This window comes from Streptomyces sp. NPDC059668 (assembly GCF_042734135.1).
Classification (GTDB): Bacteria; Actinomycetota; Actinomycetes; order Streptomycetales; family Streptomycetaceae; genus Streptomyces.
Genome location: NZ_JBHWEL010000047.1, coordinates 46,361 through 71,557, shown reverse-complemented (window position 1 = coordinate 71,557; position 25,197 = coordinate 46,361). Strand labels below are relative to the sequence as shown.

At 70.8% G+C, this 25,197-nt stretch carries 22 protein-coding genes and 1 tRNA gene; 12 read left to right on the top strand and 11 right to left on the bottom strand.

All coding sequences use genetic code 11. The features are described from left to right. On the bottom strand, window positions 1-380 hold a 380-nt coding region (locus ACFV2J_RS28225; RefSeq protein ID WP_385441265.1), incomplete at its 3' end, for a hypothetical protein. Between the two features lie 469 nt (window positions 381-849). Here ACFV2J_RS28225 and ACFV2J_RS28220 point away from each other — a divergent pair. From ACFV2J_RS28220 to ACFV2J_RS28200, 5 genes are all read left to right on the top strand, one after another. After that, entirely contained in the window at window positions 850-3,465 is a 2,616-nt protein-coding gene (locus tag ACFV2J_RS28220) for an ATP-binding protein (protein ID WP_385441269.1), read from the top strand. Window positions 3,466-3,614: 149 nt separating this feature from the next. After that, window positions 3,615-3,953 carry a hypothetical protein gene (locus ACFV2J_RS28215; protein WP_385094434.1) on the top strand — a complete coding sequence of 113 codons (339 nt, stop codon included), beginning with the start codon at window positions 3,615-3,617 and terminating at the stop codon, window positions 3,951-3,953. A gap of 136 nt (window positions 3,954-4,089) precedes the next feature. Further along, window positions 4,090-4,728 (top strand): SMI1/KNR4 family protein, encoded by a 639-nt coding sequence (locus ACFV2J_RS28210; RefSeq protein WP_385094436.1) that lies wholly within the window; start codon window positions 4,090-4,092, stop codon window positions 4,726-4,728. A 142-nt stretch (window positions 4,729-4,870) separates the two neighbouring features. Further along, on the top strand, window positions 4,871-5,161 hold the full coding sequence (locus tag ACFV2J_RS28205) for a hypothetical protein (protein WP_385094439.1): 291 nt from the start codon (window positions 4,871-4,873) through the stop codon (window positions 5,159-5,161). A gap of 830 nt (window positions 5,162-5,991) precedes the next feature. Next, window positions 5,992-7,062, top strand: coding sequence for a beta-propeller fold lactonase family protein (locus tag ACFV2J_RS28200; RefSeq protein WP_385441261.1), 1,071 nt, complete (start codon window positions 5,992-5,994; stop codon window positions 7,060-7,062). A gap of 373 nt (window positions 7,063-7,435) precedes the next feature. Here the strand turns inward: ACFV2J_RS28200 and ACFV2J_RS28195 are convergent, their stop codons facing one another. Continuing rightward, entirely contained in the window at window positions 7,436-7,945 is a 510-nt protein-coding gene (locus ACFV2J_RS28195) for a phosphoribosyltransferase (RefSeq protein WP_385085855.1), read from the bottom strand. A gap of 10 nt (window positions 7,946-7,955) precedes the next feature. After that, window positions 7,956-8,531 carry a dCTP deaminase gene (gene dcd / locus ACFV2J_RS28190; RefSeq protein WP_266700445.1) on the bottom strand — a complete coding sequence of 192 codons (576 nt, stop codon included), beginning with the start codon at window positions 8,529-8,531 and terminating at the stop codon, window positions 7,956-7,958. A 514-nt stretch (window positions 8,532-9,045) separates the two neighbouring features. On the opposite strand from dcd, the gene ACFV2J_RS28185 reads away from it, so the two are divergent. Then, window positions 9,046-9,119: transfer RNA gene (locus ACFV2J_RS28185), tRNA-Gly, on the top strand. Between the two features lie 99 nt (window positions 9,120-9,218). On the opposite strand, the gene ACFV2J_RS28180 is transcribed toward ACFV2J_RS28185, so the two are convergent. The 3 genes from ACFV2J_RS28180 to ACFV2J_RS28170 form a co-directional block, all read right to left on the bottom strand. Beyond that, window positions 9,219-9,902 carry a response regulator gene (locus tag ACFV2J_RS28180; protein ID WP_385441258.1) on the bottom strand — a complete coding sequence of 228 codons (684 nt, stop codon included), beginning with the start codon at window positions 9,900-9,902 and terminating at the stop codon, window positions 9,219-9,221. Between the two features lie 12 nt (window positions 9,903-9,914). Beyond that, window positions 9,915-11,096, bottom strand: a complete 1,182-nt coding sequence (locus tag ACFV2J_RS28175; RefSeq protein WP_385085829.1) for a sensor histidine kinase — start codon at window positions 11,094-11,096, stop codon at window positions 9,915-9,917. 105 nt (window positions 11,097-11,201) lie between these two features. Beyond that, window positions 11,202-13,445: an MMPL family transporter gene (locus ACFV2J_RS28170; RefSeq protein WP_385085831.1), complete on the bottom strand. Its 2,244-nt coding sequence runs from the start codon at window positions 13,443-13,445 to the stop codon at window positions 11,202-11,204. 974 nt (window positions 13,446-14,419) lie between these two features. Here ACFV2J_RS28170 and ACFV2J_RS28165 point away from each other — a divergent pair. From ACFV2J_RS28165 to ACFV2J_RS28145, 5 genes are all read left to right on the top strand, one after another. Beyond that, window positions 14,420-16,570 carry a PQQ-binding-like beta-propeller repeat protein gene (locus tag ACFV2J_RS28165; RefSeq protein WP_385085833.1) on the top strand — a complete coding sequence of 717 codons (2,151 nt, stop codon included), beginning with the start codon at window positions 14,420-14,422 and terminating at the stop codon, window positions 16,568-16,570. A gap of 53 nt (window positions 16,571-16,623) precedes the next feature. Then, a complete protein-coding gene (locus ACFV2J_RS28160) occupies window positions 16,624-16,986 on the top strand; it encodes a hypothetical protein (protein ID WP_385085835.1) in 363 nt (120 codons plus the stop codon). Between the two features lie 92 nt (window positions 16,987-17,078). Next, window positions 17,079-17,852, top strand: a complete 774-nt coding sequence (locus ACFV2J_RS28155) for a polysaccharide deacetylase family protein (RefSeq protein WP_385085857.1) — start codon at window positions 17,079-17,081, stop codon at window positions 17,850-17,852. A gap of 284 nt (window positions 17,853-18,136) precedes the next feature. Continuing rightward, window positions 18,137-18,958, top strand: a complete 822-nt coding sequence (locus ACFV2J_RS28150; protein WP_385085859.1) for a hypothetical protein — start codon at window positions 18,137-18,139, stop codon at window positions 18,956-18,958. A 470-nt stretch (window positions 18,959-19,428) separates the two neighbouring features. Next, the gene (locus ACFV2J_RS28145) at window positions 19,429-20,424 is read left to right on the top strand and encodes an NAD-dependent epimerase/dehydratase family protein (protein ID WP_385085837.1); all 996 of its coding nucleotides are present in this window, start codon (window positions 19,429-19,431) and stop codon (window positions 20,422-20,424) included. Between the two features lie 55 nt (window positions 20,425-20,479). Here the strand turns inward: ACFV2J_RS28145 and ACFV2J_RS28140 are convergent, their stop codons facing one another. Then, the gene (locus ACFV2J_RS28140; protein ID WP_385085839.1) at window positions 20,480-20,899 is read right to left on the bottom strand and encodes a DUF5994 family protein; all 420 of its coding nucleotides are present in this window, start codon (window positions 20,897-20,899) and stop codon (window positions 20,480-20,482) included. Between the two features lie 163 nt (window positions 20,900-21,062). Next, complete coding sequence (locus ACFV2J_RS28135) at window positions 21,063-21,383, bottom strand: hypothetical protein (protein ID WP_385085841.1); 321 nt, start codon at window positions 21,381-21,383, stop codon at window positions 21,063-21,065. Between the two features lie 366 nt (window positions 21,384-21,749). Here ACFV2J_RS28135 and ACFV2J_RS28130 point away from each other — a divergent pair, with 366 nt between their 5' ends. Then, a complete protein-coding gene (locus ACFV2J_RS28130; protein WP_385085843.1) occupies window positions 21,750-22,142 on the top strand; it encodes an STAS domain-containing protein in 393 nt (130 codons plus the stop codon). A 234-nt stretch (window positions 22,143-22,376) separates the two neighbouring features. On the opposite strand, the gene ACFV2J_RS28125 is transcribed toward ACFV2J_RS28130, so the two are convergent. The 3 genes from ACFV2J_RS28125 to ACFV2J_RS28115 all read right to left on the bottom strand — a co-directional run bounded on the left by ACFV2J_RS28125 (window position 22,377) and on the right by ACFV2J_RS28115 (window position 25,064). Then, window positions 22,377-23,408, bottom strand: coding sequence for a chitinase (locus ACFV2J_RS28125; RefSeq protein WP_385085845.1), 1,032 nt, complete (start codon window positions 23,406-23,408; stop codon window positions 22,377-22,379). Window positions 23,409-23,736: 328 nt separating this feature from the next. Continuing rightward, window positions 23,737-24,483: an anti-sigma factor domain-containing protein gene (locus ACFV2J_RS28120; protein WP_385085847.1), complete on the bottom strand. Its 747-nt coding sequence runs from the start codon at window positions 24,481-24,483 to the stop codon at window positions 23,737-23,739. After that, complete coding sequence (locus tag ACFV2J_RS28115) at window positions 24,480-25,064, bottom strand: sigma-70 family RNA polymerase sigma factor (RefSeq protein ID WP_385085849.1); 585 nt, start codon at window positions 25,062-25,064, stop codon at window positions 24,480-24,482. The genes ACFV2J_RS28120 and ACFV2J_RS28115 overlap by 4 nt, the downstream gene beginning before the upstream one ends. Between the last annotated feature and the right edge of the window lie 133 nt (window positions 25,065-25,197).

Here is a 25,197-nt window from a genome sequence, read left to right as displayed (position 1 = left end):
GCTCCGCGGCCTCCGTTGTTGTTGTTGTTATTGTTGTTGTTCCCGCCTCCGCCGTTGTTGTTGTTATTGTTGTTGTTGTTGGCTCCGCGGCCTCCGTTGTTGTTGTTGTTATTGTTGTTGTTCCCGCGACCTCCGTTGTTGTTGTTATTGTTGTTGTTGTTCGCACCCCTACCTCGGTTGTTGTTGTTGTTATTGTTGTTGTTGTTGCCCCGGCCTCGGTTGTTGTTGTTGTTATTGTTGTTGTTGTCGCTCGGCGCCGTCGCGTGAGTTCCTGTAGGTGCCGGAGCAGCGAAGGCGACAGTGGGCATGGTTGCGCCACCCGCAGCCAGGGCAACCGATGCGGTCAGCATTGCCGCGCGCTTGGCGATCTTGTTGAGCATGATGATTCCTTTCCGGTGTGGGTCCTGCCGATTCGCGACTCGATTTGGATTACGGGATTCATTCTCCGCAAAACGTGCGGCCGGCTCAGCGAGACGGCTTGGCACTCCCACCATTCCGGACTCCGGAATCCGTCTCGACAGACAACGGCACCCTTCGTATTGACGATGGAGCCGGATCAACTGCCAGAGACATTTCGGAGGCGCGGTTGCGCGGCATTCTCGGCGCAGGTCGGTTTGAGGCGCGGACCGGGGGCGACCCGGTTTCTGGAACTCCTTGGCCAGCATGCTCCGCCGCAACAGCGGACACATCGGGCGAACGCCCCAAGTTCCGCCGCGGTACACCCCACATGCCCTTCCGGCGCACCCCACATCCCGCCCCGGCGATCGCGACAGCACCCCACCAGCAGACCTGTCCCGCCCGATCTGGATCTTTTGCGCGGCTCCGGCCACGGAGGGAAAATGGCTGGTGATGGACCTACTAGAGCGAGAGGCCGTGCTCCAGGACCTCGCCGGTCACCTGAAGGCGGCCGTGAGCGGCCCTGGACGCTTCGCGCTTGTCCGAGGCGAGGCCGGTATCGGCAAGACCACCGTCGTCCACCACCTGGCCCAACTGGCCGATCCCGGCGTCAGGGTGCTGCTGGGCGCTTGTGACCCGCTGGCCACGCCCCGCCCCCTGGGACCCCTGATGGACCTGGCCCCGCGCCTGGGGCCGGCCGTGCGCAACGCCCTGACCGGGGTGGCGGCCGGCACCTGCCGTCCCGACGAGGTCTTCGAGTCCCTGCTCGCGGACCTGAGTGTCTGTCCCAGCCTGCTGGTCGTGGAGGACCTCCACTGGGCCGACGAGGCCACGATGGACCTGCTGCGGTACCTGGCACGGCGCCTGACGAGCGTTCCGGCGCTGGTGGTGGCCACGTACCGCGACGACGAGATCGGCCGCACCCACCATGTGACGGCTCTCCTCGGCACTCTGGCCAGGTATCCGTGGGTGTACCGCCACGACCTGATCCCCTTGAGCCGCCCGGCCGTGGCCCGGCTGGCCACCGGTCACTCCGTCGACGCCGAGCAGCTCTACCACCTCTCCGCCGGCAACCCGTTCATCGTCACCGAGATCCTGGCCGCCCCCGCCGAGACCATCCCGGCCACGGTGCGCGAGGCCGTCGCCGGCCGCCTGGCCGGTCTGTCGGCGGCGGCCCGCACGGTCGTCGACGTACTGGCCGTCCTGGGGCACCGGGTCTCGCCGCCGCTGCTGGCCGGCGTGCTACCGGCCCCGGAAGAAGCGCTCGAGGAGGCCGTGGCCTGCGGAATCGTCCGCACCGTCGGACAGGCGACCGAATTCCGCCATGAACTGACCCGGCTGGCGGTGCTGGAGGCCGTCCCCGCCGCCTTCCGCCTGCGGGTGCACGGGCAGGCTCTGGCGGCGATGCGGTCCGGCCCGGTCGCCGCGGACGACCTGGCGCTGCTGGCCGACCACTCCGAGGCCGCCGGGGACCCGGCCGCCGTGCTGGAGTACGCGCCCGCGGCGGCCGCCCACGCCGCCGCGACGGGCGCGTACCGGGAGGCGGCCGCCCAGTACGCGCGCGCCCTGCGGTACGCCGACCACCTGCCGTCCGACCAGCGGACCAGCTTGCTGGAAGGACACGCGCAGGCCTGTCTCCTGTCGAGCCGGCTGGACGAGGGGGTCGACTCCCGCCGTACGGCGGCGCGATTGCGCCGTACCGCGGGCGACCGGCTGCGGGAGGGCGAGAACCTGAGCCGGCTGTCGTACTGGCTGTGGCCGGCCGGACGGACCGCCGAGTCACGGCAGACCGCCCTGGACGCGGTGCGGGTGCTCGAAGAGCTGGGACCCAGCCGGGAACTGTCGTGGGCGTACCTGAACCTCTGTCAACTGGCCTGTTACGAGCACGAGGCGGTGGCGGTGACCGCCGCCCACGCCGAGAAGGCGATCGCTCTCGGTGAGCGCTTCGGCGACGCCGAAGTGGTCGTCCAGGCGCGCTTCCACACCGCGGTGGCACGGATGCTGAGCGCCGGGCACGGACCTGAGGGCGTCGAACACCGCGGCTGGGAGGACTGCGAACAGGCGGTGTCCCACGCGATGGCACAGGATTCACCGGCGGACGCGGCCTCCCTGGCACTCGTCATGTGCTGGTTCGCCGCACTCCAGCGTGACGTCGACCGGACCACCGCGGCCGTGAGCCGGGCGGAAGCCCACTGCCTCGACCACGACCTGCTGTTCCACCTGCTGTGCACCAGGGTCTGGGGCAGCTGGGGGCTGCTGAACCGGGGCCTGTGGACCCAGTCGGCCGACGCCGCGCAGAAGGTTCTGTCCCATCCGAACTCACCACCGGTCGTCCGGGCCCTGGCCTTCACCGTCCTGGGACTGGTGCGGGCCCGTCAGGGCAAGGCCCAGGTGTGGCCGCTGCTCGATGAGGCGGCGAACCTCGTCGACCCGGACTGCCTGATGGCCACGGGCCTCGGGTGGGAGGCCCGGGTCGAGGCGGCCTGGCTGGCCGACGACCACGAGCGGGTGCGGGCGGAGGCACGACGCGGCCTGGACGCGTTGGCGGGGCGCAGCCACCCCTGGTTGTCAGGGGCGCTGGCCTGCTGGATCCGCCGCGCCGGAGGCACGCCCCCGCAGGTGCCGGCGGCCGAACCCCATGCGCTGGAACTGGCCGGCGACTGGGCCGGCGCCGCGGCACTGTGGGACACGCTCGGCTGCCCGTACGACGCCGCGCTGGCCCGCCTGTCCGGCGACGCACCCGCGCTGCACCAGGCCCTGGCCGTCTTCGAGTCCCTCGGCGCCCGGCCGGCCGTGGCGCGCACCCGCGCCGTGATGCGTGCCCGCGGCGTCCGCCCGATCCGGCGGGGCCCGCGGGCGGCCACCCGTGCCAATCCGTACGGGCTGACCAACCGGGAACTGGACGTCCTGAAGCTGCTGAATGAGGACCTGTCAGATGCCGAGATCGCGGCCCGCCTCTACATCACCCCCAAGACCGCCGGGCATCACGTCGGCGCCGTACTGAACAAACTCGGCGTCCACACCCGTCACGAAGCCGCCCGCAAACTCCACCAGTCCGACCGCAGATAGGGCGGGCCCGACCCGCTTTTCCGTCCCACTGATCGATCCCACTGATCGACACCGGGGACGCGGAGATCATCCGACGGATGTATCCCCGCCGTGCGACACTGGACAAATCATTGCACTCGCAGCTTGCTTCAGCTTTCAGGGTGATGGGAATGAAGAAAGCAGCCTTGCGGAGTGTCGGTCTGACGGCGGCCTGCTGCTGTATGGCACTGGGCGCGTGGGGCGCGTCAGCAGGTGAATCCGACGCACTTTCCCAGAATGCGCAGACCGCGTCCACGACATCGGCACCGTCGGCACTTCGATGTTATGCGACGCACGGCAGCCCGAATGAGACCGTGTGCTACCGGAATTCCTGGAAGGCCGAGTTCAGACACGGGGAAGTGGTTTACGTCCCCATTCTCATTCAGGTGCCCGCGCCGTCGAATCCGCCGTCCGTGACGATCGTCGACAGTCTGGACGACATTCGCCCGAGCGCGACGGGTTCCGGCTGACCGCTCGGCCGGTGACCGCCCGCGCGTCCGTCCACGGCGGCGTGATCGGCTCCCCCTGCCTTGCGTACGGGAGGCGGAACACTCCAAGGCCGCCGGAGCGAGTCTCGAATGCGGGTTCGATGCCTACAGTTGCCGCATGACCGATGGCTTCGATGGTGTCCTCGCTCGCCTCGACGCGTGGCTGGAGGCCAACGCGCCCGCCGACCACGCCGCCTTGAACCCGCCTGCGGTACAGGACGACATCGACGCCGTCGCCGATCGCCGGTTCCCCCTGCACCCTGATCTGGTGACGTGGCTGGGTCATCACGACGGGGTGACCGCGACGAAGGGCCACGCCGGTCCCGGTGTCATCCTTCCCAAGGGATTCATCCTGCACAGCGCCGACGGAATGCGTGCCGGCCAGCGCTCGCAGGAGGAGGCGATCGCCGAGTGGGTCGACGAGAACGAGTCGGAGGACCCCGGGCTGCGGGACATCTATGAAGGAGCCTACGGGTACTTGTTCCACGTCCGGTGGGTTCCGATCGCCACGGACATCACCGGAGGCAAGCTCATCGTGGACCACCGTGAGGGAGACCGGTTCGGGAACGTGCTCCACGGTCTGCACGGCGGGGACAACGAGGGGCCGGAGAAAGTGTGGGACAACCTGTCGCACATGTTCGGAGACCTCCTCGTCGCCCTGACGGAGGGACGAGGAATTCGACTGCCCCGATGGGCGGATCCGTTGACTCCGCACCTCTCCGGTGCCGGCGACGACGTGTTCGTCGGGTGGGAGTAGAACGGAACGACGGTCCGAGGCGACGCCGTCGCGACGAATGCTCCGGGCGTCCTCACCCGTCGGCACGTCTGTCGACGGCGGACGGGATGGGGGCTGGGGTCAGTGGCGGGTCGAGGGCGTAGCCTTCCCGCGGAGGGATGTCATGTCCGCGTGGATGGTGTTGGGTTCCGGCTGCGTTTTCGTGCTTCTGGGCGTGCTGACCCTGAACGGCCGGGGAACCGCGGCGTACGCGCCGTCGCCCAAAACCGGCTGGGGCTGGATAGCGATGGCGGGCGGCCCCGTCCTGAACGAAGGACCCAGGCTCCTTGGCTTCTCTTCCGGAGCGACGATGGTGCTTTCCACCGTAGCTCTGGGGCTCGTGCTGCTCGGTGCGGTGCTTCTGGTCCGCGGCGGAGGGTTCGCCAAGGCCCGTCGCGCCGGCGACGGCGACTGAGCACCGCCCCTGATCCCCCTCCAGGACGACCGGTGCGGGCGACTCTTCCTCCACCCGACCGTCATCACGGCACGCAGCTCAGAGAGCTTCCCGGTTCTCCTTCGCAGCCCCACCGGACTCATGCACTGGAGGCAGAACGCTCCAGGCATCAGTGCCTGTGTGAGGGTGGTCGCGCAGACGCCATACGCACAGATCAGCGCTCCCCTCATCAGCCGGAACACGACGAACGCGAGGCCGGCATGTGCACGGCATCGGACCCCACAGGCCGTGGAGACACGGACGCGGTGGGAGATGCGGCGATTGTTGTCCCGGGTGCCGGCGAGGCAGCAGTCATGTAGGGCAAGTGGCCCTCTTCGTACCTGTGTTACGGGTATCCGAGGGCTCGTCAGGCACGTACGGCGTACGGCATGTGCGTAAGCGTTGTGGGTGCGCCGCCCTGCGCCGGATCAACGAATTCCTGAGCGGATCCTTCTGCCGAGTGATCGTCGGCGGAGGGTGCCCCTCCCGGCCCGTCGTGCTCACCGTGCCTGGGTCTCCAGTCGCCCACCTCCGCGCCCCGGATCCTCCGGTTCGGTCGCGGCACCCTACCGGGTGCGGTCTCGGTGGGGCGCACGACCGTCCAGGCGATCGCCCCGGCCGATGGTCGGCGCGGTGGCGCGTCTCCGCCGTACTGAATATGACGAACTGTCATAATACGTCCTATTCCGTCAAGCCCGGTCGAGAGGATTACTGTGACTACCTGTCAAACCGTGAGGGGGGTGGGCGCGCAGCAGACCCTCCCGTCGTCGGCGCCGCCTGATCTTCGAGTGCGTCGCTCGTGGTGGGGTGGGTTGCTGCGGACGCTGGTGGCAGGTCTCGTCGTAGTGGCCGGCCTGGCCGTGCCCATGGTGGCCCCGCAGCCCGCCCAGGCCGTGCCGCCCGGCACCTACGCCTACGTCACCAACTTCCACGCCAACACGGTGTCGGTGATCAACACACGGACGAAAACGGTGGCGGTCACGGTTCCCGTAGGCGCTGCGCCGTGGGAAGTGGCGGTGTCGCCGAACGGCACCCGTGCCTACGTCACCAACCGCGCCGATGACACGGTGTCCGTGATCAACACCGCGACCGACATGGTCGTCGCCACCGTCCCTGTCGGCCGTGAGCCCCTGGGGGTGGCGGTGTCGCCGGACGGCACCCGCGCCTACGTCACCAACTTCAGCGACAACACGGTGTCCGTGATCAAGACCGCCACCAACACGGTCGTCGCCACCATCCCCGTCGGCGCTGCTCCCATCGGGGTGGCGGTGTCGCCGAAGGGCACCCGCGCCTACGTCACCAATTCCGATGACGACACGGTGTCCGTGATCAAAACGGCGAAGAAGACGGTCGTCGCCACCATCCCCGTCGGCGCCTACCCGTTCGGGGTGGCGGTGTCGCCGAACGGCACCCGCGCCTACGTCACCAGTTTGAACGACGACACGGCGTCCGTGATCAAGACGAAGACCAACACCGTCGTGGCCACCATCCCCGTCGGCGATGCGCCCCAGGGGGTTGCGGTGTCGCCGAACGGCGCCCGCGCCTACGTCGTCAACGCCGATGACGACACGGTGTCCGTGATCAAAACGGCGAAGAAGACGGTCGTCGCCACCATCCCCGTCGGCCATGCGCCTCGAGAGGTTGCGGTGTCGCCGAACGGCGCCCGCGCCTACGTCACCAACGCCAACGCCGACTCGGTGTCCGTGATCAAGACCGCCACCAACGCCGTCGTGGCCACCATCCCCGTCGGCGACCTCCCGTTCGGGGTGGCGATCGGGGTCGTGCCCTGCCCGGGCCACGGAAAGCCCGACCACGGCAAGCCGGGTCACGGAAAAGCCAGGCCAGGACCGGCCGACCACGGCCACCGTCCCTGCCCCCGGTAACCGCACACCGGCATGACGAACGCCCCGGCGCCGGCCGCCCACCCTCGGACCACCGACGCCGGGGCACCCCGTGACCACGCGACCCCACACCACGGCCCGCCGCCCAAAGCCTCCGCCGGCCCTTCGCACCCAGCCGGACCACCGATCAGACCGCGCTACGTGACTCACTTGCCTGAACGGCCGAACTCGCGCTGACCCGCACGTTCTCTAGGCAACCCCAGATAGTGATCGAACCCGCGCCTCAGAACATGCATGCCTCTGGCGGGGCGCTCGGACTCCGGGATGGACGGGGCGCCGTACACGGGTGGCGGCCCGTAGGGGCGGGCGCCAGTGAGACGCCGGCAAGCACGCGTCGCCGCCTTCCGCCCTGCGACTAGAGGGCTTCCTTCGAGGGGGTGACCGGCTCGCCGGATTTACGTACTACAGGCAGAACGCTCCACGGGAAGTTGATCCACTGATCCGTCCGCTTCCACACGTACTCGCATTTCACCAGCGAGTGCGGCTTCTCGTAGATCACGGCGCTGCGGACCTCGGCGACGGTGTCGACGCAGAAGTCGTGCACGAGCTTGAGCGTCTTGCCGGTGTCGGCGACGTCGTCCGTGATCAGGACCTTCTTGTCGGAGAAGTCGATCACGTTGGGGACGGGAGCGAGCATGACGGGCATGTCGAGCGTGGTCCCGACGCCCGTGTAGAACTCCACGTTCACCAGGTGGATGTTCTTGCAGTCCAGGGCGTACGCGAGGCCGCCTGCGACGAAGACACCCCCGCGGGCGATGGAGAGCACTATGTCCGGCTCGTACCCGTCGTCGGCGATGGTCTGGGCGAGCTCACGGACGGCGGTCCCGAACCGCTCGTAGGTGAGGTTCTCGCGCGCTCCGGTCATGCTCACGCCCTCACACCTGGGTCCGGTGGAAGTTGAGGAAGGACCGGGAGGCGGTCGGTCCGCGCTGCCCCTGGTAGCGGGAGCCGTACCGGTCGCTGCCGTACGGGAACTCGGCCGGCGAGCTGAGCTGGAACATGCACAGCTGCCCGATCTTCATACCCGGCCAGAGCTTGATGGGCAGCGTCGCGAGATTGGACAGCTCCAGGGTCACGTGCCCGGAGAAGCCCGGATCGATGAACCCGGCGGTGGAGTGCGTGACGAGGCCGAGCCGCCCGAGGGAGCTCTTGCCCTCGAGCCGCGAGGCGAGGTCGTCCGGCAGCGTGATGACCTCGTACGTACTGGCGAGGACGAACTCCCCGGGATGCAGGATGAACGGCTCGTCGCCCTCGGGCTCGACCAGCCGCGTCAGATCCGCCTGCTCGATCGAGGGGTCGATGTGGGGGTAGCGGTGGTTCTCGAACACCCGGAAGTAGCGGTCGAGCCGCACGTCGATGCTCGACGGCTGCACCATGGATTCGTCGTAGGGCGCGATCCGCACCCGTCCGGCGTCGATCTCGGCCCGGATGTCCTTGTCTGAGAGAAGCACGCCCCGAGGATACGCGTGGGGCTGCCCACAATTGTGGACAGCCCCACGGCTACACGCTGCCGAGACCGCTCGGCGACTGCCGCTAGTGCTTCTCCAACGCCACCGGAACGACGTTCCGCAGCCGCGTGCACCGCGGACACCGGATCAATCGACCGGGTCCGAGCCGCTCGGCCTTCTGCATCGGGAACGAAGCGGTGCTGAACACGTGCCCCTCGGCACATCGGACGACGGTGCGCTCCATCAAGTCCACAGAGTCCCTTCCCCAAGAGCCTGCGTCAGGCACTGGCGTGACCGACGACGAAAGCCACATTACGGGATGAACGGGACGGCTCTCCAGGCGGCACTCCGACCCCGCCGGGCCCCTCGCCCACGCCCTCACCGTACGCCCCAACTCCGTTCCCCCGCAGCCGTGTCCACCCCCCGAAACGCGCACCGGCCCCACGGCTTCAGCGCCGGGGGCCAGGCATGAGGTAGAGTGAGCGGGCATTCGACACCGGCTCGGCCGGCGTCTTACGCGGGTGTAGTTTAGTGGTAGAACATCAGCTTCCCAAGCTGAGAGTGCGAGTTCGATTCTCGTCACCCGCTCCAGGCAAACCGATGAAACCCCCAGGTCGACGACCCGGGGGTTCTTTGCTGTCCGGACCGGTGAGCGAGGCGCGCCCTCGGTCCCGTTGTCCCCGGCGGGAGTCAGGGAGTGGCGGGTGGTCCCGATCTCACGAGTCCCGACTGGTAGGCGGCAACGACGAGTTGGGCTCGGTCGCGGGCGTGGAGTTTGGTCATGGCGCGTTGGACGTGGGTGCGGATGGTCAGCGGGCTGAGACAGAGGGTGTCCGCGATGTCCGTGTTGGACATACCGCGGGCGGCCATGATCATCACTTCTCGTTCGCGTGCGGTGAGGGAGCTGATCTGTTCCGGCAGCCCCGTGTCGGAGGCCGGCTCAGGTGTGACGAGAAAGCGGCTGACGAGCATCTTGGTGGCGGCCGGGGACAGCAGGGCGTCGCCGTCCGCGACGGTGCGGATCGCGGCGAGGAGCACGTCCGCCGTGACGTCCTTGCCGAGGAACCCGCTCGCTCCGGCGCGCAGCGCGCGGGCGACGTACTCGTCGGTCTCGAACGTGGTGAGGATGAGGATGCGTACGCCCGAGAGGGCGGGGTCGGCACAGATGGCGGTCGTGGCGGCCAGGCCGTCGGTGCCGGGCATGCGGATGTCCATGATGACGATGTCGGGGTGGAGACTCCCCGCGAGGGTGATGGCTTCCGCGCCGTCGGACGCCTGACCGACGACTTCCAGGTCGTCGGCGGAATTGATCAGGATGCGGAAGGTGTCCCTGAGGAGGGCGTGATCGTCGGCGAGGAGCACTCGGATGGTCATGGGGTTCCCGGATCAGAAGTTGAGGGGGAGCTCGGCGACGGCGGTGTACCCACCGTCGGGGCGGGGACCCGCGGTGAACCGGCCTCCGGCGGACAGGGCGCGTTCCCGCATGCTGATGAGTCCGAACCCGGAGTTCACGGACGCCGGGGCGGTGGTGGCAGGGTGTCCTCGCTCGTTGGTGATCTCGATCTTCAGTACGTCGTCCGTATAGGTCAGGGTCACTCGTGCCGTAGGGGTTCCAGCGTGCTTGGAGACGTTGGTGAGTGCCTCCTGGATGATCCGGTAGGCGGTCAGGTCCACGGCCGGGGAGAGCGGCTGGACCACTCCCTCGGTCGTGACGGTGACATCGAGTCCCGCGGTCGCGAGGGCCGCGACCATGGTGGGGAGCTGCTCGAGTTTCGGGGCCGGCTGGAGAGGCGAGTCGGAGTCCTCCGGGCGGCGCAGCAGCCCTACCGTCGCCTTCAGTTCGCGCAGGGCGGTGGCGGTCGTGCCGCTCAAGCCGGTGAGCAAGTGCTCCGCCTGTTCGGGGTCGTCGCGGATGAGGTGCGCGGCGGTGGCCGCCTGGGCGTTGGCGAGGGTGAGGTGGTGGGCCACGACATCGTGGAGTTCGCGGGCGATGCGTACACGTTCCTCCGCCACTCGGCGCAGTGCCTCCTCCTCGCGGGTGTGTTCCGCGTGTTCGGCGCGGGCCCGCAGCGAGTCGGTGAACGCGCGGCGCAGCCGTAGAGCGGAACCCCAGGCGACGGGGAGGAGCAGTGCCAGAGCGGGGTTCAGGGTCACGATGATGAAGCTGGCGTAGCGCGGCGCCCGCACGATCGCGATGGGGACCATGAGCACCACCACCCCGAGGCCGAAGAGGTGGGCGGTCCGGCGCTCGTCGAGGAGCGCCAGCCAGAACAGGGCCACCATGACGGGGGCGAGCAGAAGCATGGTGGTGAGGTAGCCGAGGCTCACCGCGGCGATGGCGCAGGCCCCTGTGACGACGACGACCGGACGAGGGCGGGTTCGTCGCCACAGCAGGGCGGTGGTGGCGACGACGCCCAGGACCAGCCCCGGCCACCAGGCGATCGGTTCCCTCACGTCCCAGGTGCCGAGGAAGCTCGCGGAGGCCACGCAGGCGAGCACGGAGGTCAGCAGGGCCGCGTCGATGACGTGCGGGTGGTCGAGAGCGAAACGGCGGGCGGCGCTGGGCATCGCGGTCTCCGGTTGCAGTGGCTGTCGGACTCATGGTGGAGCATCCACCGGTGAAGGCCGGTGAGGGCCGCCCGACGACATCGGGCGGCCCTCACCCGGGTGTACTCAGATCCCGGCGGTTTCCAGTGGCTTCTCGTCGTGCTGTGTCGCGGGGGTGTCGCTCCGGGTGAGCGCTTCGCCTTCGACGTCGACGCGGGGGACGATGCGATCGAGCCATCGGGGCAGCCACCAGGCCCGGTGGCCGAGGAGGGCGAGGACAGCAGGTACGAACGCCATGCGGACGACGAACGCGTCGAAGAGAACGGCGATGGCGAGACCGAAGCCGATCATCTTGATCATCGACTCCCCGGCGGTGACGAAGCCGGAGAACACACTCGACATGATCAGTGCCGCCGCGACGACGACGCGGGCGCTGTGGCCGAAGCCGGTGACCATGGCGCGGCCCGGGGTCTGGCCGTGGACGTAGGCCTCCCGCATGCGGGACACGAGGAAGACCTGGTAGTCCATGGCCAGGCCGAAGACGATGCCGACGAGGAAGATCGGCATCATGCTCATGATCGGGCCGGTCTGTTCGACGCCGAGGAGGTCGGCGGCCCAGCCCCACTGGAACACCGCGACGACCGCGCCCAGTGAGGCCAGGACGGACAGGAGGAATCCGACGGCCGCCTTGACGGGCACCAGGACGGAGCGGAAGACGACGAGCAGGAGCAGGAAGGCCAGCCCGACCACGACGGCCAGGTAGGGGATCAGCGCGCTCTGCATCTTCTGCGCGACGTCGATGTTGGCCGCCGTCGTCCCGGTGACCTGGAACGTCGCGTCCGTCGCCGTCTCCAGTCCCGGGCGCTCACCGCGGATGGTCTGGACGAGGTTCTTCGTCTCCTCGCTGGTGGGCGAGGTGGACGGCGTGGCGGAGATGATCGCGGTGTCCCCGGCCTGGTTGAAGCGCGGTTTGGACACGGACACGACGCCGTCCGTCGAAGCGATCCTCTGCGCGATGGTGTTCACCGCTCCGGCCGCGTCGGGGGCGCGCTGAGCGTCGACCACGATGGTCAGCGGGCCGTTGAAGCCGGGGCCGAAACCGTCCGCGAGGGCGTCGTAGGCACGTCGTTCGGTGGTGGAGGTGGGCTTGGCCTCGTCGCCCGAGGTGCCCAGCTGGAGGTCGGCGACCGGCAGGGCGAGTGCTCCGAGGCCGATGACGGACAGCAGGAGGACCGGCAGCGGGCGACGCAGCACGAAGCGGGCCCACCGCGATTCCTTGATGCCGGCTGCCGCTCCTGTGGCGGTCGCGAGGTGCGGCTCGTCCGGTGTTCCGGCCTCGCGGTTACGCCGGCGCAGATGCCGGGGCAGGACCGCGTTGGGCCAGAACCCGAGCAGCGCGGGAACCAGCGTCAGCGCGATGATCACGGACAGCAGGACCGCGCCGGCGGCCGCGAGCCCCATCTTCGTGAGCATGGGGACGCCGACGATCGAGAGTCCCGCGAGGGCGACGACGACGGTGAGCCCGGCGAAGACGACGGCGGAACCGGCTGTACCGGTGGCCCGCCCGGCTGCCTCCCCCGGGGCATGGCCCCTGCCTCGCTCCTCCCTGTACCGGGAGACGATGAACATCGCGTAGTCGATTCCGACCGCGAGGCCCAGCATGGTGGCGAGGGTTCCCGTCGCGGACGACAGGCCGAAGGCACTGCTCAGGGCCGTGATGGCGAGCATGCTGGTGGCCACGCCGATGACGGCGGTCAGCAGGGGCAGTCCGGCCGCGGCCATGGATCCGAAGGTCACCAGAAGGACGAGCGCGGCCACCAGCACACCCGCGGCCTCGCCCACGCCGCCGGCCTCCGTCTGCGCGCCCACGGCGCTGCCGCCGGTCTCGACGGTGAGGCCGGCCTCCTTCGCGTCGCTCAGCGCCTGCCGGAGCTCGTTCCTGCTGCCGTCGGAGATGTCTTTGGCCGTCACTCCGTAGGTGACGGTCGCGTAGGCGGTGCTCCCGTCCTTGCTGACCGCGTTCGCCCGGAACGGGTCGACCGCGCTCGCGACCTGGCTGCCGGCAGCGGCATCGCCGACCGTCCGCTCGATGGCCCGCCGGTTGCCGGCGGCCGTGACCTTCTGTCCCTTGGGCGCGACGAAGACGATGCGTGCGCTCGCCCCGTCGGCCGCGGTTCCCGGGAAGCGCTGGTCGATGAGGTCGAAGGCCTTCTGGGATTCGATCCCCGGCATCGACGACGAGTCGTCGGCACCGGCGGCGGCGGTGAGGCCCTTGAAGCCGACGACGGCCACGACGGCCACCCACAGCAGCAGGACCCAACGGCGTTTCCGGAAGGCCGTCCGGCCCAGCCGGTAGAGGAAGGACGCCATGACAGGGAATCTCCACATCTGGTCTCGGGAATCTTCCACAAGACTCCAAGACCAGGGCTGTTCCGTCGTCGTGCGCCTGCTGGCAATCCCTTCTACTGCACGCGCACTACTCCGGTCCGCCGGATCGGTACCGGAGAAGGACCCACCACCCGGCCCACAGGTCATGCGCAGGCAAAATGCCAGGATCCGGCCACTCGCCCGAGGGGTGTCCGAACGTCACGTGTGCCGCGCGTCCATGACCCGCGGCTCGATGACGCACGCACAAGCCTCTCCGAGCCTTCGCCCACCGTCCCCGGAGAGGTCCGGCCTGATCGCCCGCCAGTCCTCGACCGGCGACGTCTACCTCTGCGAGGCGACGAGCACGGGCACGTTCTCCGCCAAGGTGAAGATCGCGTCCAAGTGGACGGGGTACCAGAAGGTCGTGGGTGCCGGTGACCTCAACGGCGACGGTCACGGAGACCTGCCGGCCCAGGGCAGGTCGAACGAACAGTGGCGCTACGACGGCACGGCGAGCGGCACGTTCAGGGCCCGCGTGAAGGTCTTCGACGACTGGGGCTCGTCGTACGACGTGATCGTGGGCGTGGGGGACATCACCGGCGACGGCAGAGCCGACGTGGTCTCACCGCGACACCTCCGGCAACGTCTGGCGCAACAACGGCAACGGCGCCGGCTCCCTCGGCGGCCGTACGAGGACCGCCACCGGCCGGCAGGGATACAAGGGCCTGTTCTGAGCCCGGCTCCGCCACCGCACGACGGGCCCGGACGACGCGTCTCGTCCGGGCCCGTCCCATGCCCGACGTCCCCGGCACGTCCCACGCGTCGCGGAAGGACAGGCCGGCGACGGCCCGGGCGCCGGCCGTCCCCGACCACGGCACGGGGACACCGGTGCGGAAGGGGCGCGGCTCCGTTTCCGGGACGGCAGGCCCTACTGTGATCCCCGTGAGGCAGGCAGGCGCTGGGGAGGATGATCGGCGATGACGCCCCTGAGCAGCGGGGACCCGGAGTCCATAGGCGGGTACACCCTTCTGGGCCGGCTCGGGGCGGGCGGCATGGGAGTCGTCTATCGGGGAGTCTCCGCCTCGGGGCGGCAGGTCGCGGTCAAGCTCGTGCGCGGGCCGTACGCCCAGGAGGAGGAGTTCCGGACGCGCTTCCGGCAGGAGATCGAGGCGGCGCGCAGAGTGAGCGGCGCCTTCACCGCGCCGGTCGTGGACGCCGACCCGGACGCCGACCAGCCGTGGATGGCGACGCTCTACGTGCCGGGCCTCAGCCTTGCCGAAGTCGTGCAGAGGGACGGCCCGTTGAGCCTGCGGGAACTGCGCGCGCTGGGGCTGGGGCTCACCGAGGCGCTGCGCGACATCCAGCGGGCGGGCCTGGTGCACCGGGACCTCAAACCGGGCAACGTCCTGATGACCGAGGACGGGCCGCGCGTCATCGACTTCGGCATATCGCGGGCCGCCGACCACCAGAGCCTCACCACGACCGGGCGGATGATCGGCACTCCGCCCTTCATGTCACCGGAACAGCTGGCCTCTCCCCGGGACGTCACCCCGGCCTCGGACGTGTTCTCGCTGGGCTCGCTGCTGGTGTTCGCGGCCGTCGGCACGGGACCGTTCGACGCCGACAGCCCGTACATAACCGGCTATCAGGTGGTGTTCGGGACCCCGGACCTCGGCGGCGTGCCCGAAGCGCTCCTGGGCATCGTCGAGCGCTGCCTGGACAAGGACGCGGCCGCACGGCCGGAACTGACGGACATCCAGCGCATGCTCGAGGCGCTGCCGGAGTCCGACGCCACCGGGTCCCCGAGGACCGGGCAGTCCGCGAAACCCCCGCGCGGACCCGCTCCCGGGAGCGCGGCCACCACCTCCGCGGGTGCCGCGACCGGCGTCGGTACCGGCAGGCGACGCCGGACCCGGACGCTGCTCACCGGCCTCGGTGCGGTGCTGGCCGTCACGGGGCTGTGCATCGGGGTGGCCGACTTCGCGTCCGATTCGGGCACCGCCACCGCGAGCGCCACCGCCACGCCCGGCGCCCGGGCCGCGTCCCTGCCCGACGGCTGGCGGCCGTGGCGGACGAAGCTGCGGTACGACGTGAAGGGCGTCCCCCTCGACTACGACAGCCCCGGATGCGTGGCGGAGCGCAGCGCCCTGTTCTGCGGCGGTACGGGTTTCACGGCCGCCAGGATCGACGCGGCCTCCGGTCGCACCCTGTGGCGGACCGGCACCCGCCCTCAGGGGGCGCAGCCGGTCGGCGTTCGCGACGGACTGGTCTACGTGTACGAGGAACCGGACGACCGGACGAGGCGCGTGGTGGCCCTCGACGCCGGTACCGGGCACCGGCGTTGGCGACGCGACGTCAACCCGTCCGAGGAGGCGGTCCTGTACGACGGCGGTCTGCTGACCCTGTCTCCCGACTACTCGACGTTCGTGGCCTACGGGTCTTCCGGCAAGGAACTGTGGCGGACGCCCTCGCTGGACGAGTACTGCACTCCGTCGGCACTGGGAGGCGCCCCCTACGCCCTGTGCTCGCGGGGCAACGAGCCCGGCCGGGCACCGGTCGAGCTGATGAAGCTCGGACCCGGCAGCCTGACCGGGACGGCCACACTGCCCACGAAGGCGGAAGCGCTCGGCGCCGTCGGCGGGCAACCCCTGTTCCTCGCCCCCCAGACCGCGAAGGACGTGTACGAAGCCGGGTACGAACGGCCGTACAACGCGCTGCTGCGGGTGGCCCCCGAGACCGGGCAGGTCAGACGGATACCGCTGGCGCACCCGCTGACCGGCGCGGCCACCCTCGTGGACGGCGTCGTCTACTTCGTCCGGTCCGACGGGTCGGTCACCGCGGTGTCGGCGGACGACGGCAGAACGCTCTGGCAGAAGGGGACGGACATGGAGAGTCTGTCCGCGCCCACGGTGTCGGCGAGGTACGAGCGGGTCTATTTCTCCAACCGCTTCGGCCGTCTGCTGGCGCTGGACAGTCGCACCGGAGCGGAGGTCTGGCGCACCTCCGCGCTGGACGACCCCGGGGACAAGGTGCAGAGCTACCCGCCGCGCGTGCTGCTCGTCGAGGACGCGCTCGTAGCGACGGCCGGTGACACGGCCTTCTCCCGGGGCCCCGACCGGCCCGCCTGACCGGCCCCGGCGATCACCACGCACCGAGCGGACCGTCCACCGGACCGCCTACGGTGCCTGTCGAGGCGGCGTGCACGACCGCACCGTGGGACGGTCTGCCCGGACGAACGGTCCGTCCCCACGTACTGGGCCCGCGCCCCGACTGGGACGCCGCGCGGGAGAGCCGGGACGACGAGGACGAATGGCGGTGGGCCGCCCACGACCTCGCCCCGGACATCGCCCGCTCCCTCGGTGCCGGCCCCCTCGACATCGGTGCCGGCACACCGTCGCGAGGCACCGGCGTCATCGCCCTGACTCCGTACGGCGTCGCCCATGGCGTGCCGGCGGACGCCCACCGCGTCCGAGCGGCGGGACTCCGCCGTCCGGCCCCGGCGCGGTTGTCCGTGAACGTCTCCGGGATTGTCCGTGATCCGTAACGGGCGCATCCCGTGACCGGCATCCGTCGTCCTGCCGAGTGGTCGCGACGCGATCGGGGATCGACGGGGCACTGGGCGAAAGCGGGGCGGACATGGCGCGGCACGGCGGAACGCGGGGCTGGTACGGCAAGGTGGTCGGGGCGGCGCTCGGGGTGACGGTGTTCGCGGTCGGTGCCTCGGTGTGGACCGCGCAGGCCGGCGCCGTGGCCGGCGCCTCGTCGAAGGCGACCGCGCCCGCCGCGCCGGCCAGTGCCGTCAAGACGGTCGCGATGACCATCGCGCACGCATCGGACAAGGGCGCGCGCGGCGTCAACATCACCGTCGACGACGGCCCCGACCCCGAATGGACCCCCCAAGTCCTCGACGTGCTGCGGGAGTACGGGGTGAAGGCCACGTTCTGCATGGTGGGGACGCAGGCGCAGGCCCACCCGGACCTCGTGAAGAAGGTGGTCGCGGCCGGGCACCGGCTGTGCGACCACACCGTGTCGCACGACACCACCATGGACAAGAAGTCCCCGGCCTACCGCTCCCAGCAGATCCTCGACGCCGAACGCATGATCACCAAGGCGTCCGGGGGCGTCCGGCCGATGTACTACCGGGCCCCCGGCGGCGCCTTCACCCCCGACAGCCGCAAGCTCGCCGCCTCCCACGGCATGCGTCCGCTCGGCTGGAACGTGGACACCAAGGACTTCGAGCGGCCGGGCACGGACGCCATCGTCACCACCGTCCAGCAGGAACTCCCGAACGGGCCGACGCTCCTCTTCCACGACGCGGGGGGCGACCGCTCCCAGACCGTCGCGGCGCTGCGCCGTGTCCTGCCCTGGCTCAAGGAGCAGGGCTACTCCTTCGGCTTTCCCGTGCGCTGAGCCGACGGGCCGTCGGAAGCACCGGAGTCATCGGAACCACCGGAGCCGCCGGCCCCGGCCGGTGCACCCCGGCTCGCCCTCCCTCGCGTACCCCCGCAAGGCGGCGCGTCGTCCAACCGCCCTCCGCAGCCGAAGTGTTGCCGTGTCACGGCCCTGCCACGACGGCGTCCGGAAGGGACGACGGCCGTGACCTGCGGACCTGGGAAGCCCTCATAGTCGACACAGAGCGGGAGACCGGCGACGCCGTCGGCTCCCCACCGCCCCGCCGGAAGGAACCTCCCGTGATGAACCGCCACCTGCGCAAGGCCGTCCTCGCCTCCGTCGCGATCACCGCCGGGCTGCTGATGACGGCGTGCCAGAGCGGCACGGACGCCAACTCGTCCGGAAAGAGCGGAACGGGCGCCACGGCCGTCGCGGAGAAGGTCTCGGACTCCAAGAACTCCAAGAACTCCAAGAGCTCCACGAGCTCCAAGGGCGTCAGCGGGTCGTTCAAGAACGGCAAGGTCAGCTACCTCGCCCCGGGCAAGTACATCGTGTCCGCGCCGGGCAAGGAGGACCAGCAGTTCTGGGTGGCCGACGACACCGAGGTCTACGGCACCGGCACGATCTGCGGCGAGGCGGGAGCCAAGGTGGACGCGCCGTGCACGCTGGACCAGTTGGAGGCGGCGGCCAAGAAGGCCGCGGTGGGCGCAGACGTGCAGATGAAGAACGGCATCGCGACCCTGGTGACCGAGCGGCGCCCCGCCCAGCAGGGCTCCGGCTCGGGCTCGGGATCGGACTCCGAAACCGGCTCCGGATCCCGCGACACCGCCGTCGAGGGCATCGACAAGGGCAAGGGCGTCAACGGCACCTGGCTCGGCAACGTCTCCTTCCTCGCTCCGGGCAAGTACACGGTCTCCGACATGAAGGGCGTCGAGCAGGAGTTCCTCGTCGCCGAGGACACCGAGATCGTCGGTTACGACGACATCTGCGGTGCCGCAGGCGAAGCCGGCCAGGACGGCACCAAGTGCACCGAGGACGAGCTGGAGACGGCCGCCAAGAAGGGCTTCAGCGCCGAGGTCGTGATCAGCAACGGCATCGCGACCAGCATCCGCGACGACCACTGACACCGGCGGCGAACGGGGCTCGGCCGGCCGGGTGCGCTACCCCTCGAGCCAGGTCATGAAGCGTGTTCGCTCTTCGCCGCACCGGCCGCTGCCGGAGGCCTCGCCGTTCGGGCTGAACGTGGAGCCATACGGCCCGGGGGTGATCGCGCAAGCTTCCCGCACGGGCTGCAGAACGCAGTAACCGAGCGCGGCCGATCCCACGACCAGCAGGGCGGTCACCAAGCAGCGGCGGCTTGTCGGGGAAGGCATCCTGGGCTGCTATCGGTGCGACACATGCACCGGAGGCCAACTTTCCTCGTGGGCTGATCAGTTGGTCCGGCACATGAGTGAAGCCCCTGGCCGTCGGATCGGGAGCCGTCGGCGCCGGCTCCCGGCGACGGTGGCGGCCGGGGACGGCGAGGTCTTACGGAGCGGTGACATGACCGGCGCGGCGCTGCGACGACGCAGGTCCGGGGCCTAGCGTGCGGAGCATGCGTGTACTGGTCACCGGCGGTGCCGGGTTCATCGGGTCCCATGTCGTCGAGGCGCTGGCGCGAGACGGCCACGAACCCGTCGTGTTCGACCTGCGCGACGGTCTGGACGTGCGCGACGCCGGGGCGGTGGCGTCCGCGCTGCCGGGCGTGGACGCCGTGTGCCATCAGGCGGCGATGGTCGGGCTGGGCACGGGGTTCGGCGACGCGGTGGAGTACGTGTCGCGCAACGACCTCGGTACGGCGGTACTGCTGTCCGCCATGGCGGAGGCACGGGTACGGCGGCTCGTGCTCGCCGGTTCCATGGTGGTGTACGGGGAGGGGCGGTACGCGTGCGAGTGGCACGGGGTGGTGCGGCCGGGGCCCCGGAGCGTGGCCGACCTGGACGCGGGACGGTTCGAACCCCGGTGCCCACGGTGCGGTGAGGAACTGACCCCGGGGCTGGTCGGCGAGGACGCGCCCGCCGACCCCCGCAACGTGTACGCGACGACCAAGCTGGCCCAGGAGCACCTGGCGGCGGCCTGGGCCCGGGCCACGGGCGGTTCGGCGGTGTCGCTGCGCTACCACAACGTGTACGGCCCGGGCATGCCCCGCGACACCCCGTACGCGGGCGTCGCCTCCTTCTTCCGGTCCGCCCTCGCCCACGGCCGGGCCCCGCGCGTCTTCGAGGACGGGGGACAGCGGCGGGACTTCGTGCACGTACGGGACGTGGCCGCCGCGAACGTGGCCGCGCTCACGTCCGGATCCCGGGACGGCGCGCTGACCACGTACAACACCGGCAGCGGGGAGCCGCACACGGTCGGGGCGATGGCACGCGCGCTGGCCTGCGCGTACGGCGGGCCCGAACCCGTGGTGACCGGCGAGTACCGCCTCGGGGACGTACGCCACATCACCGCGGACTCCTCCCGTCTCCGCGCCGAACTCGGCTGGAAGGCCGAGGTCGGGTTCGAGGACGGGATGAGGGAGTTCGCCACGGCGAAGCTCCGGGGGGAGTGACGACCGGATCGGGCCGCCCTTCACGGACCCTGATCGCGAACGGCCCCCGGCCCGCTCACACCACGCCGTCCCCCACAGCGCCCGCAGCGCCTTGCATGAGCCGGGCCGCCTCCTCCTCCGTGGCGGTGGGCGGCACCACGACGAGGTCCCAGCGGCCTCGGCCGGGAGCCACCAGACAGACGGTGGGCGGGGCGTGCCGGGCGGTCGTCCGGCGCAGGCGTACGACCTCGCCGGCGACGAGCAGCCGGCCCGGGAACGGGGACCACTCGGCCCCGTCGACCAGAACGCCTTCGATCCGCCCCCAGGAGCGCGGAAGTCCCGCCAGCAGCCGGGGCAGTTCGGCGGTCAGGTCGTACGAACGGGGCCACCATGCGCCGTCGATGGGCCGGGGCATGCGGCCATGCTCGGGCTGGGCCGCCAGGCACAGGCGGACACCCACCGGGGAGAGGGGCCGGGGCGGCGGGGCGAGGGCCATCGGAACTCCTGGAGCGCGGTGGGAGCGAGTGGGGTGCGGTGGGAGATGCGGAGGGACGTGAGAGGTGCGAAGAGAGGTGCGAAGAGAGGTGCGGAGAGACGTGCGCGGACGGGGATCTGGGGTCGGGGATCGGGGATCGGGGTGGCTTCGGCGGCCGCGCCGTTCAGACGGTCTCGCCCCGGTGGGTACGGTCGGCGGACGGCCTGCTCGTGTCGAGCCAGGGACGGAGCGGACCGGCGGCGTGCGAGGCGTCGAGCGTGAGGTGCAGCCGCGTGCCGGTGCCCGCGGGGCCGTCCGGATAGCTGCGCTGCTCGTCACCGGCGAACAGGACCCGGAGCGCGTCCGCGACACGACGGGCCGCTTCGGGGTCCCGGGAGGTGATGCGGACCTCCACCCGGCCCGGCGCGTCCGTCGGGGCGTCGGCGTGCGGGGAGGAGTCTGCGCGCTGCGGACCGGGCGGCCGATGTGCGCCTTCGGATGTCATAGGGCGGAACCTGCCCCGGACCGGAGCGGCCCGTGTCTGCATCGCGGCGAGGACGAGACCGGTCCGACCACCGGCATACGAGTTGCCCTCGGCCTCCCCACGGTACTCCTGCCGGTCGCGACGGCCGCCGCGACACCGGGCGCTTCCGGCACGAGGAGGCCGGGGCCGGGAGGAGTACGGTGAGGTGTACCGGGAGTATTCCGTGCACCGGCTGCCACGCCGGGGTCGTTCCCGGCGAGTGACGAGACCCGGACCGCGGAGCCAGGGCGGCCCGGGGGGTCCGCCTCATGTCCGCGACCTTCGAGCCGTACGCGACCTTCGAAGCGACGTGCCACGACCTGCGGCTGTCCACGGAACGGAGGCGCCATGTCCCTACCGCGTCTGACCATCTACCGGCACGACCGGCGGAACCGGGCTCTGATCACCCTGGCCGGTGAGATCGATCCGGCCACGGCGCCCCGGGTGCGCGCCGCCCTGGAACGGTGCCTGGACGACGGCATCAGCACCATCGACGTCGATCTGACCCCGCTCGGCTCGTGCGACGACAGCGGTCTGAAGGTCTTCCTCGACGCGTCGGAGCACGCCACCACGGCGAGCGCGTCGCTGCGGCTGCACCACCCCTCCCCGCAGACCTCACGGCTCCTCGCCCGCACCGGCGCCGCTCCCCTGCTCCTCGGACCGCCCAGGACTCCGGTGCCGGCGCCCCTCCTGCGCGACCTCCGCAGGACGGCTCCCCCGTCGAGTCCGTACGGCATGTGAGACGGCCGGACGCGCCGGAACGGAGCAGAAGGGCAAAGGGGCGGAGCAGGGCGGCATGCCGTCGGGGCCCGTCCGGATTCCCCGGGCGGGCCCCGGCGGGGCTGGGCGCGCGCCGGCCCGAGCGGCCGGCGATCACCGTGTACGGACAGCCGTACGTGAACCGCCGTACGTGAACCGCTGTGAGTGAACCGCCGTACGTCGATCGCGGTCGTCGGCGGACGCCGCGCGTGGACCTCAGTGGGCCGCGCGCGTGAACCGCTCGAAGACGTGGCTGAAGTACCAGGTGTCCTGGGCGATTCCGGAGCAGGCGTTGGCGCCCGCGGTGCCCACGCAGCCGCCGTTGTCGCGCTGGAGGGCCCAGAAGGAGAGTGTGTTGATGCCCCTGGCGGCGGCCCACTTCTCGACCGTGACGGCGTCCTGGGTGGTGAAGGTCTCCTCGGGGCCGAAGTCGTCGATACCGGGCATCGCGGTGACGCCGATCGTGTTCCACAGCTTCGCCGGGGACTTCTCCGGGTGCAGCGCGGCCAGTTGGTCGTGCAGTCCGGTCGCGGCGGTCCTGGTGTCGGCCGCCATGTCGTGGGTGGCGCCGTCCCAGTAGTCGAAGGTCATGATGTTGACGACGTCCACGCGTGCGCCGTTGTCGACCGCGTTGCGCAGCAGGGCCACCCCGCTGGGCGCGAGACCGTTCGCGAAGGTGGGCAGGGTGTAGGAGAACTGCACGTGGTGGCGGGTGCGTTCGGCCCAGCGCTGGACCTTCGCGATGGCCTTGTTGCGGCGGTCGACCCCGGCCGTGTTGTTGATCGAGTCGGCCTCGATGTCGAGGTCGATCCGGGTGATGCCGTACGTCGTGACGAGGCTCTCGTACACCTTGGCGATGGCGTCGACGCTGGTGCAGCTGTCGGCGAGTTCGGTGCCGGTGGTGTCGGCGCTGTAGCCGCCGAAGGACGGGATGACGTTGCCGCCGCGGGCCTGGATCCTGGCGATGTCCGCTCCGAAGGACGCCTTGTCGATCGGCTGCGCGGTGGCGCCGTTCCAGTACGCGGTGCACGAGCCCGGCGCGTCCGTCTGGAGGAAGGCCATGGTGAGGTACTTGTTGCCCGACGCGGCGGCGAGCGCCGCCGGGCTCTCGCCGGTCCACGCCTCGAAGTACGGCGCCGCCACGTGCGCGGGGAGCGGCTTCGGGGCGTGCGAGGGGGCCGGTGCCGCGGCCAGCGCGCCGCCTCCGCCGAGGGCGACCAGCCCGGCGGACAGGGCGGTCACGGTCATGCAGGACAGCAAGGTGCGAAGCGGACCAGGTCGTCTCATTGACGCTCCCATGGTGGAAAAGAGCAGGCGGGAAGAGCGGAAGGGCATCACCGCGGGAGTCCTGCCGGGCAGGTGCGCGCCGGAGGGCTCCCGCTGGACCAGGGGCGAACAGCGACCATCGTTGGACTAGACCAATCGACTGTCAAGGTTCTTTACGGTGAACTGACCCAATCCGCGGGGGTGATGCTCCCGACCCACGACGGGCGACACCCCCCGACCGCGGGCCCCACCGCACTCCTTCGCCCGCACCCGGACGGCCGACTCCGCGCCCGAACCGCCGACTCCGCACTCAGGCGGGCAACTCCATGAGGGCGACCGGTGCCGACGTCGGGCGGGCCGAGCCGCCCGCCGGTTCCACCGTGATGCCCACCGCGGAGGCCCCGCCGGGCGCACCGTCCAACAGCACGGCCTGCGTGGCCCGGCCGGGGTCCATCAGCCCGGCCGGCCGCATGGTTCCGGAGTCGTCGAACCAGAGTTGGTAGACCTTCCCCCGGGGCGGTACCGCCATCCCGGAGACCACGAAGGCCGCCTGACCGCGACTCCTGGAGAGGAGGAGCGTGCCGGCCGCCCCGTCCGGAAGGCGTACGTGGCGGGATCCCACGTCGGGGGCCGAGAGGACCGCCGCGAGGTCGTCCGCCCGCTGCCGGGAGACGCTCGCCCGCCGCCCCGCGTCGTCGGCCCTGGTGTGCTGCCAGACCGTGGTGCCGGCGAGCCCGGCGGCAGCGGCGACACAAGCGGCCAGCGCCCAGTGTCCGAGCCGGCGGGAGAGCGCGCGGGACGGGGCGGGCAGACGTACCCGCGGGACGTCCTGGCGGACGGCGGGGACCCGGGCCATGACCCGCGCCTTCATCGCGGGGTGCGGCGGAGCTGCGGCGGCGAGCCCCAACCTGACCGCCGCGGCCGCCAGTTCGCCCACCTCGTCGGCGCAGGCCGCGCAGTCGGCGAGGTGTTCCTCGAACTCGGCGCGCTCCTGGTCCGGGAGGGCGTGGAGGGCGTACGCACCGGTCAGGGTGTGCAGGTCGGCGGTGGTCGTCATGCGCTCACTCCCAGGCAGTCACGCAGTCGGATGAGACCGTCGCGCAGACGGGTCTTGACCGTCCCCAGCGGCAGGGACAGTTGGGCAGCCACCTCGCGGTACGTCAGTCCCCGGTAGTAGGCCAGCGTCACGGACTGGCGCTGCAGTTCCGTGAGCGTGCGCAGGCAGCGGCGCACCTGCTCGCGTTCGAGCCGGATCTCGACCTGTTCGGTCACCTCGTCGTACTCGGGCAGCCGGTCGAGCAACGCCGCCCGGTGGTCCCGGGCGGCCGTGGCCTCGGCGGAGCGGACCCGGTCCACGGCGCGGCGGTGGGCCAGGGTGAGCACCCAGTTGATGACGGTGCCGCGCCCCGCCTCGAAGCGGGGCGCGGTGCGCCACACCTCGACCAGGACGTCCTGGGTGACCTCCTCGGACTGGGCCCGGTCGCGCAGCACCGCGCGCACCACGCCGAGCACCGGGCCGGCGACGGCGTCGTAGAGACCGGCGAAGGCCTGCTCGTCACCGCAGGCCACGGAGCCCATCAACGCTTCCAGGTCGGGGCGCCGGGACGGATCGCTCCCGATGTACACGGCTTCTCGCACTTGGCCATCCTTCGGAGCACAGGGGCACGCTGACGGGTGTCCGGGTGGCCGCGTGGTCGGGGGGGGGGGGGGGGCCACGCGCTGCGCGCCCACACTACGGGCCATGTCGAGGCCGGCGGCTCCCCACCGTACG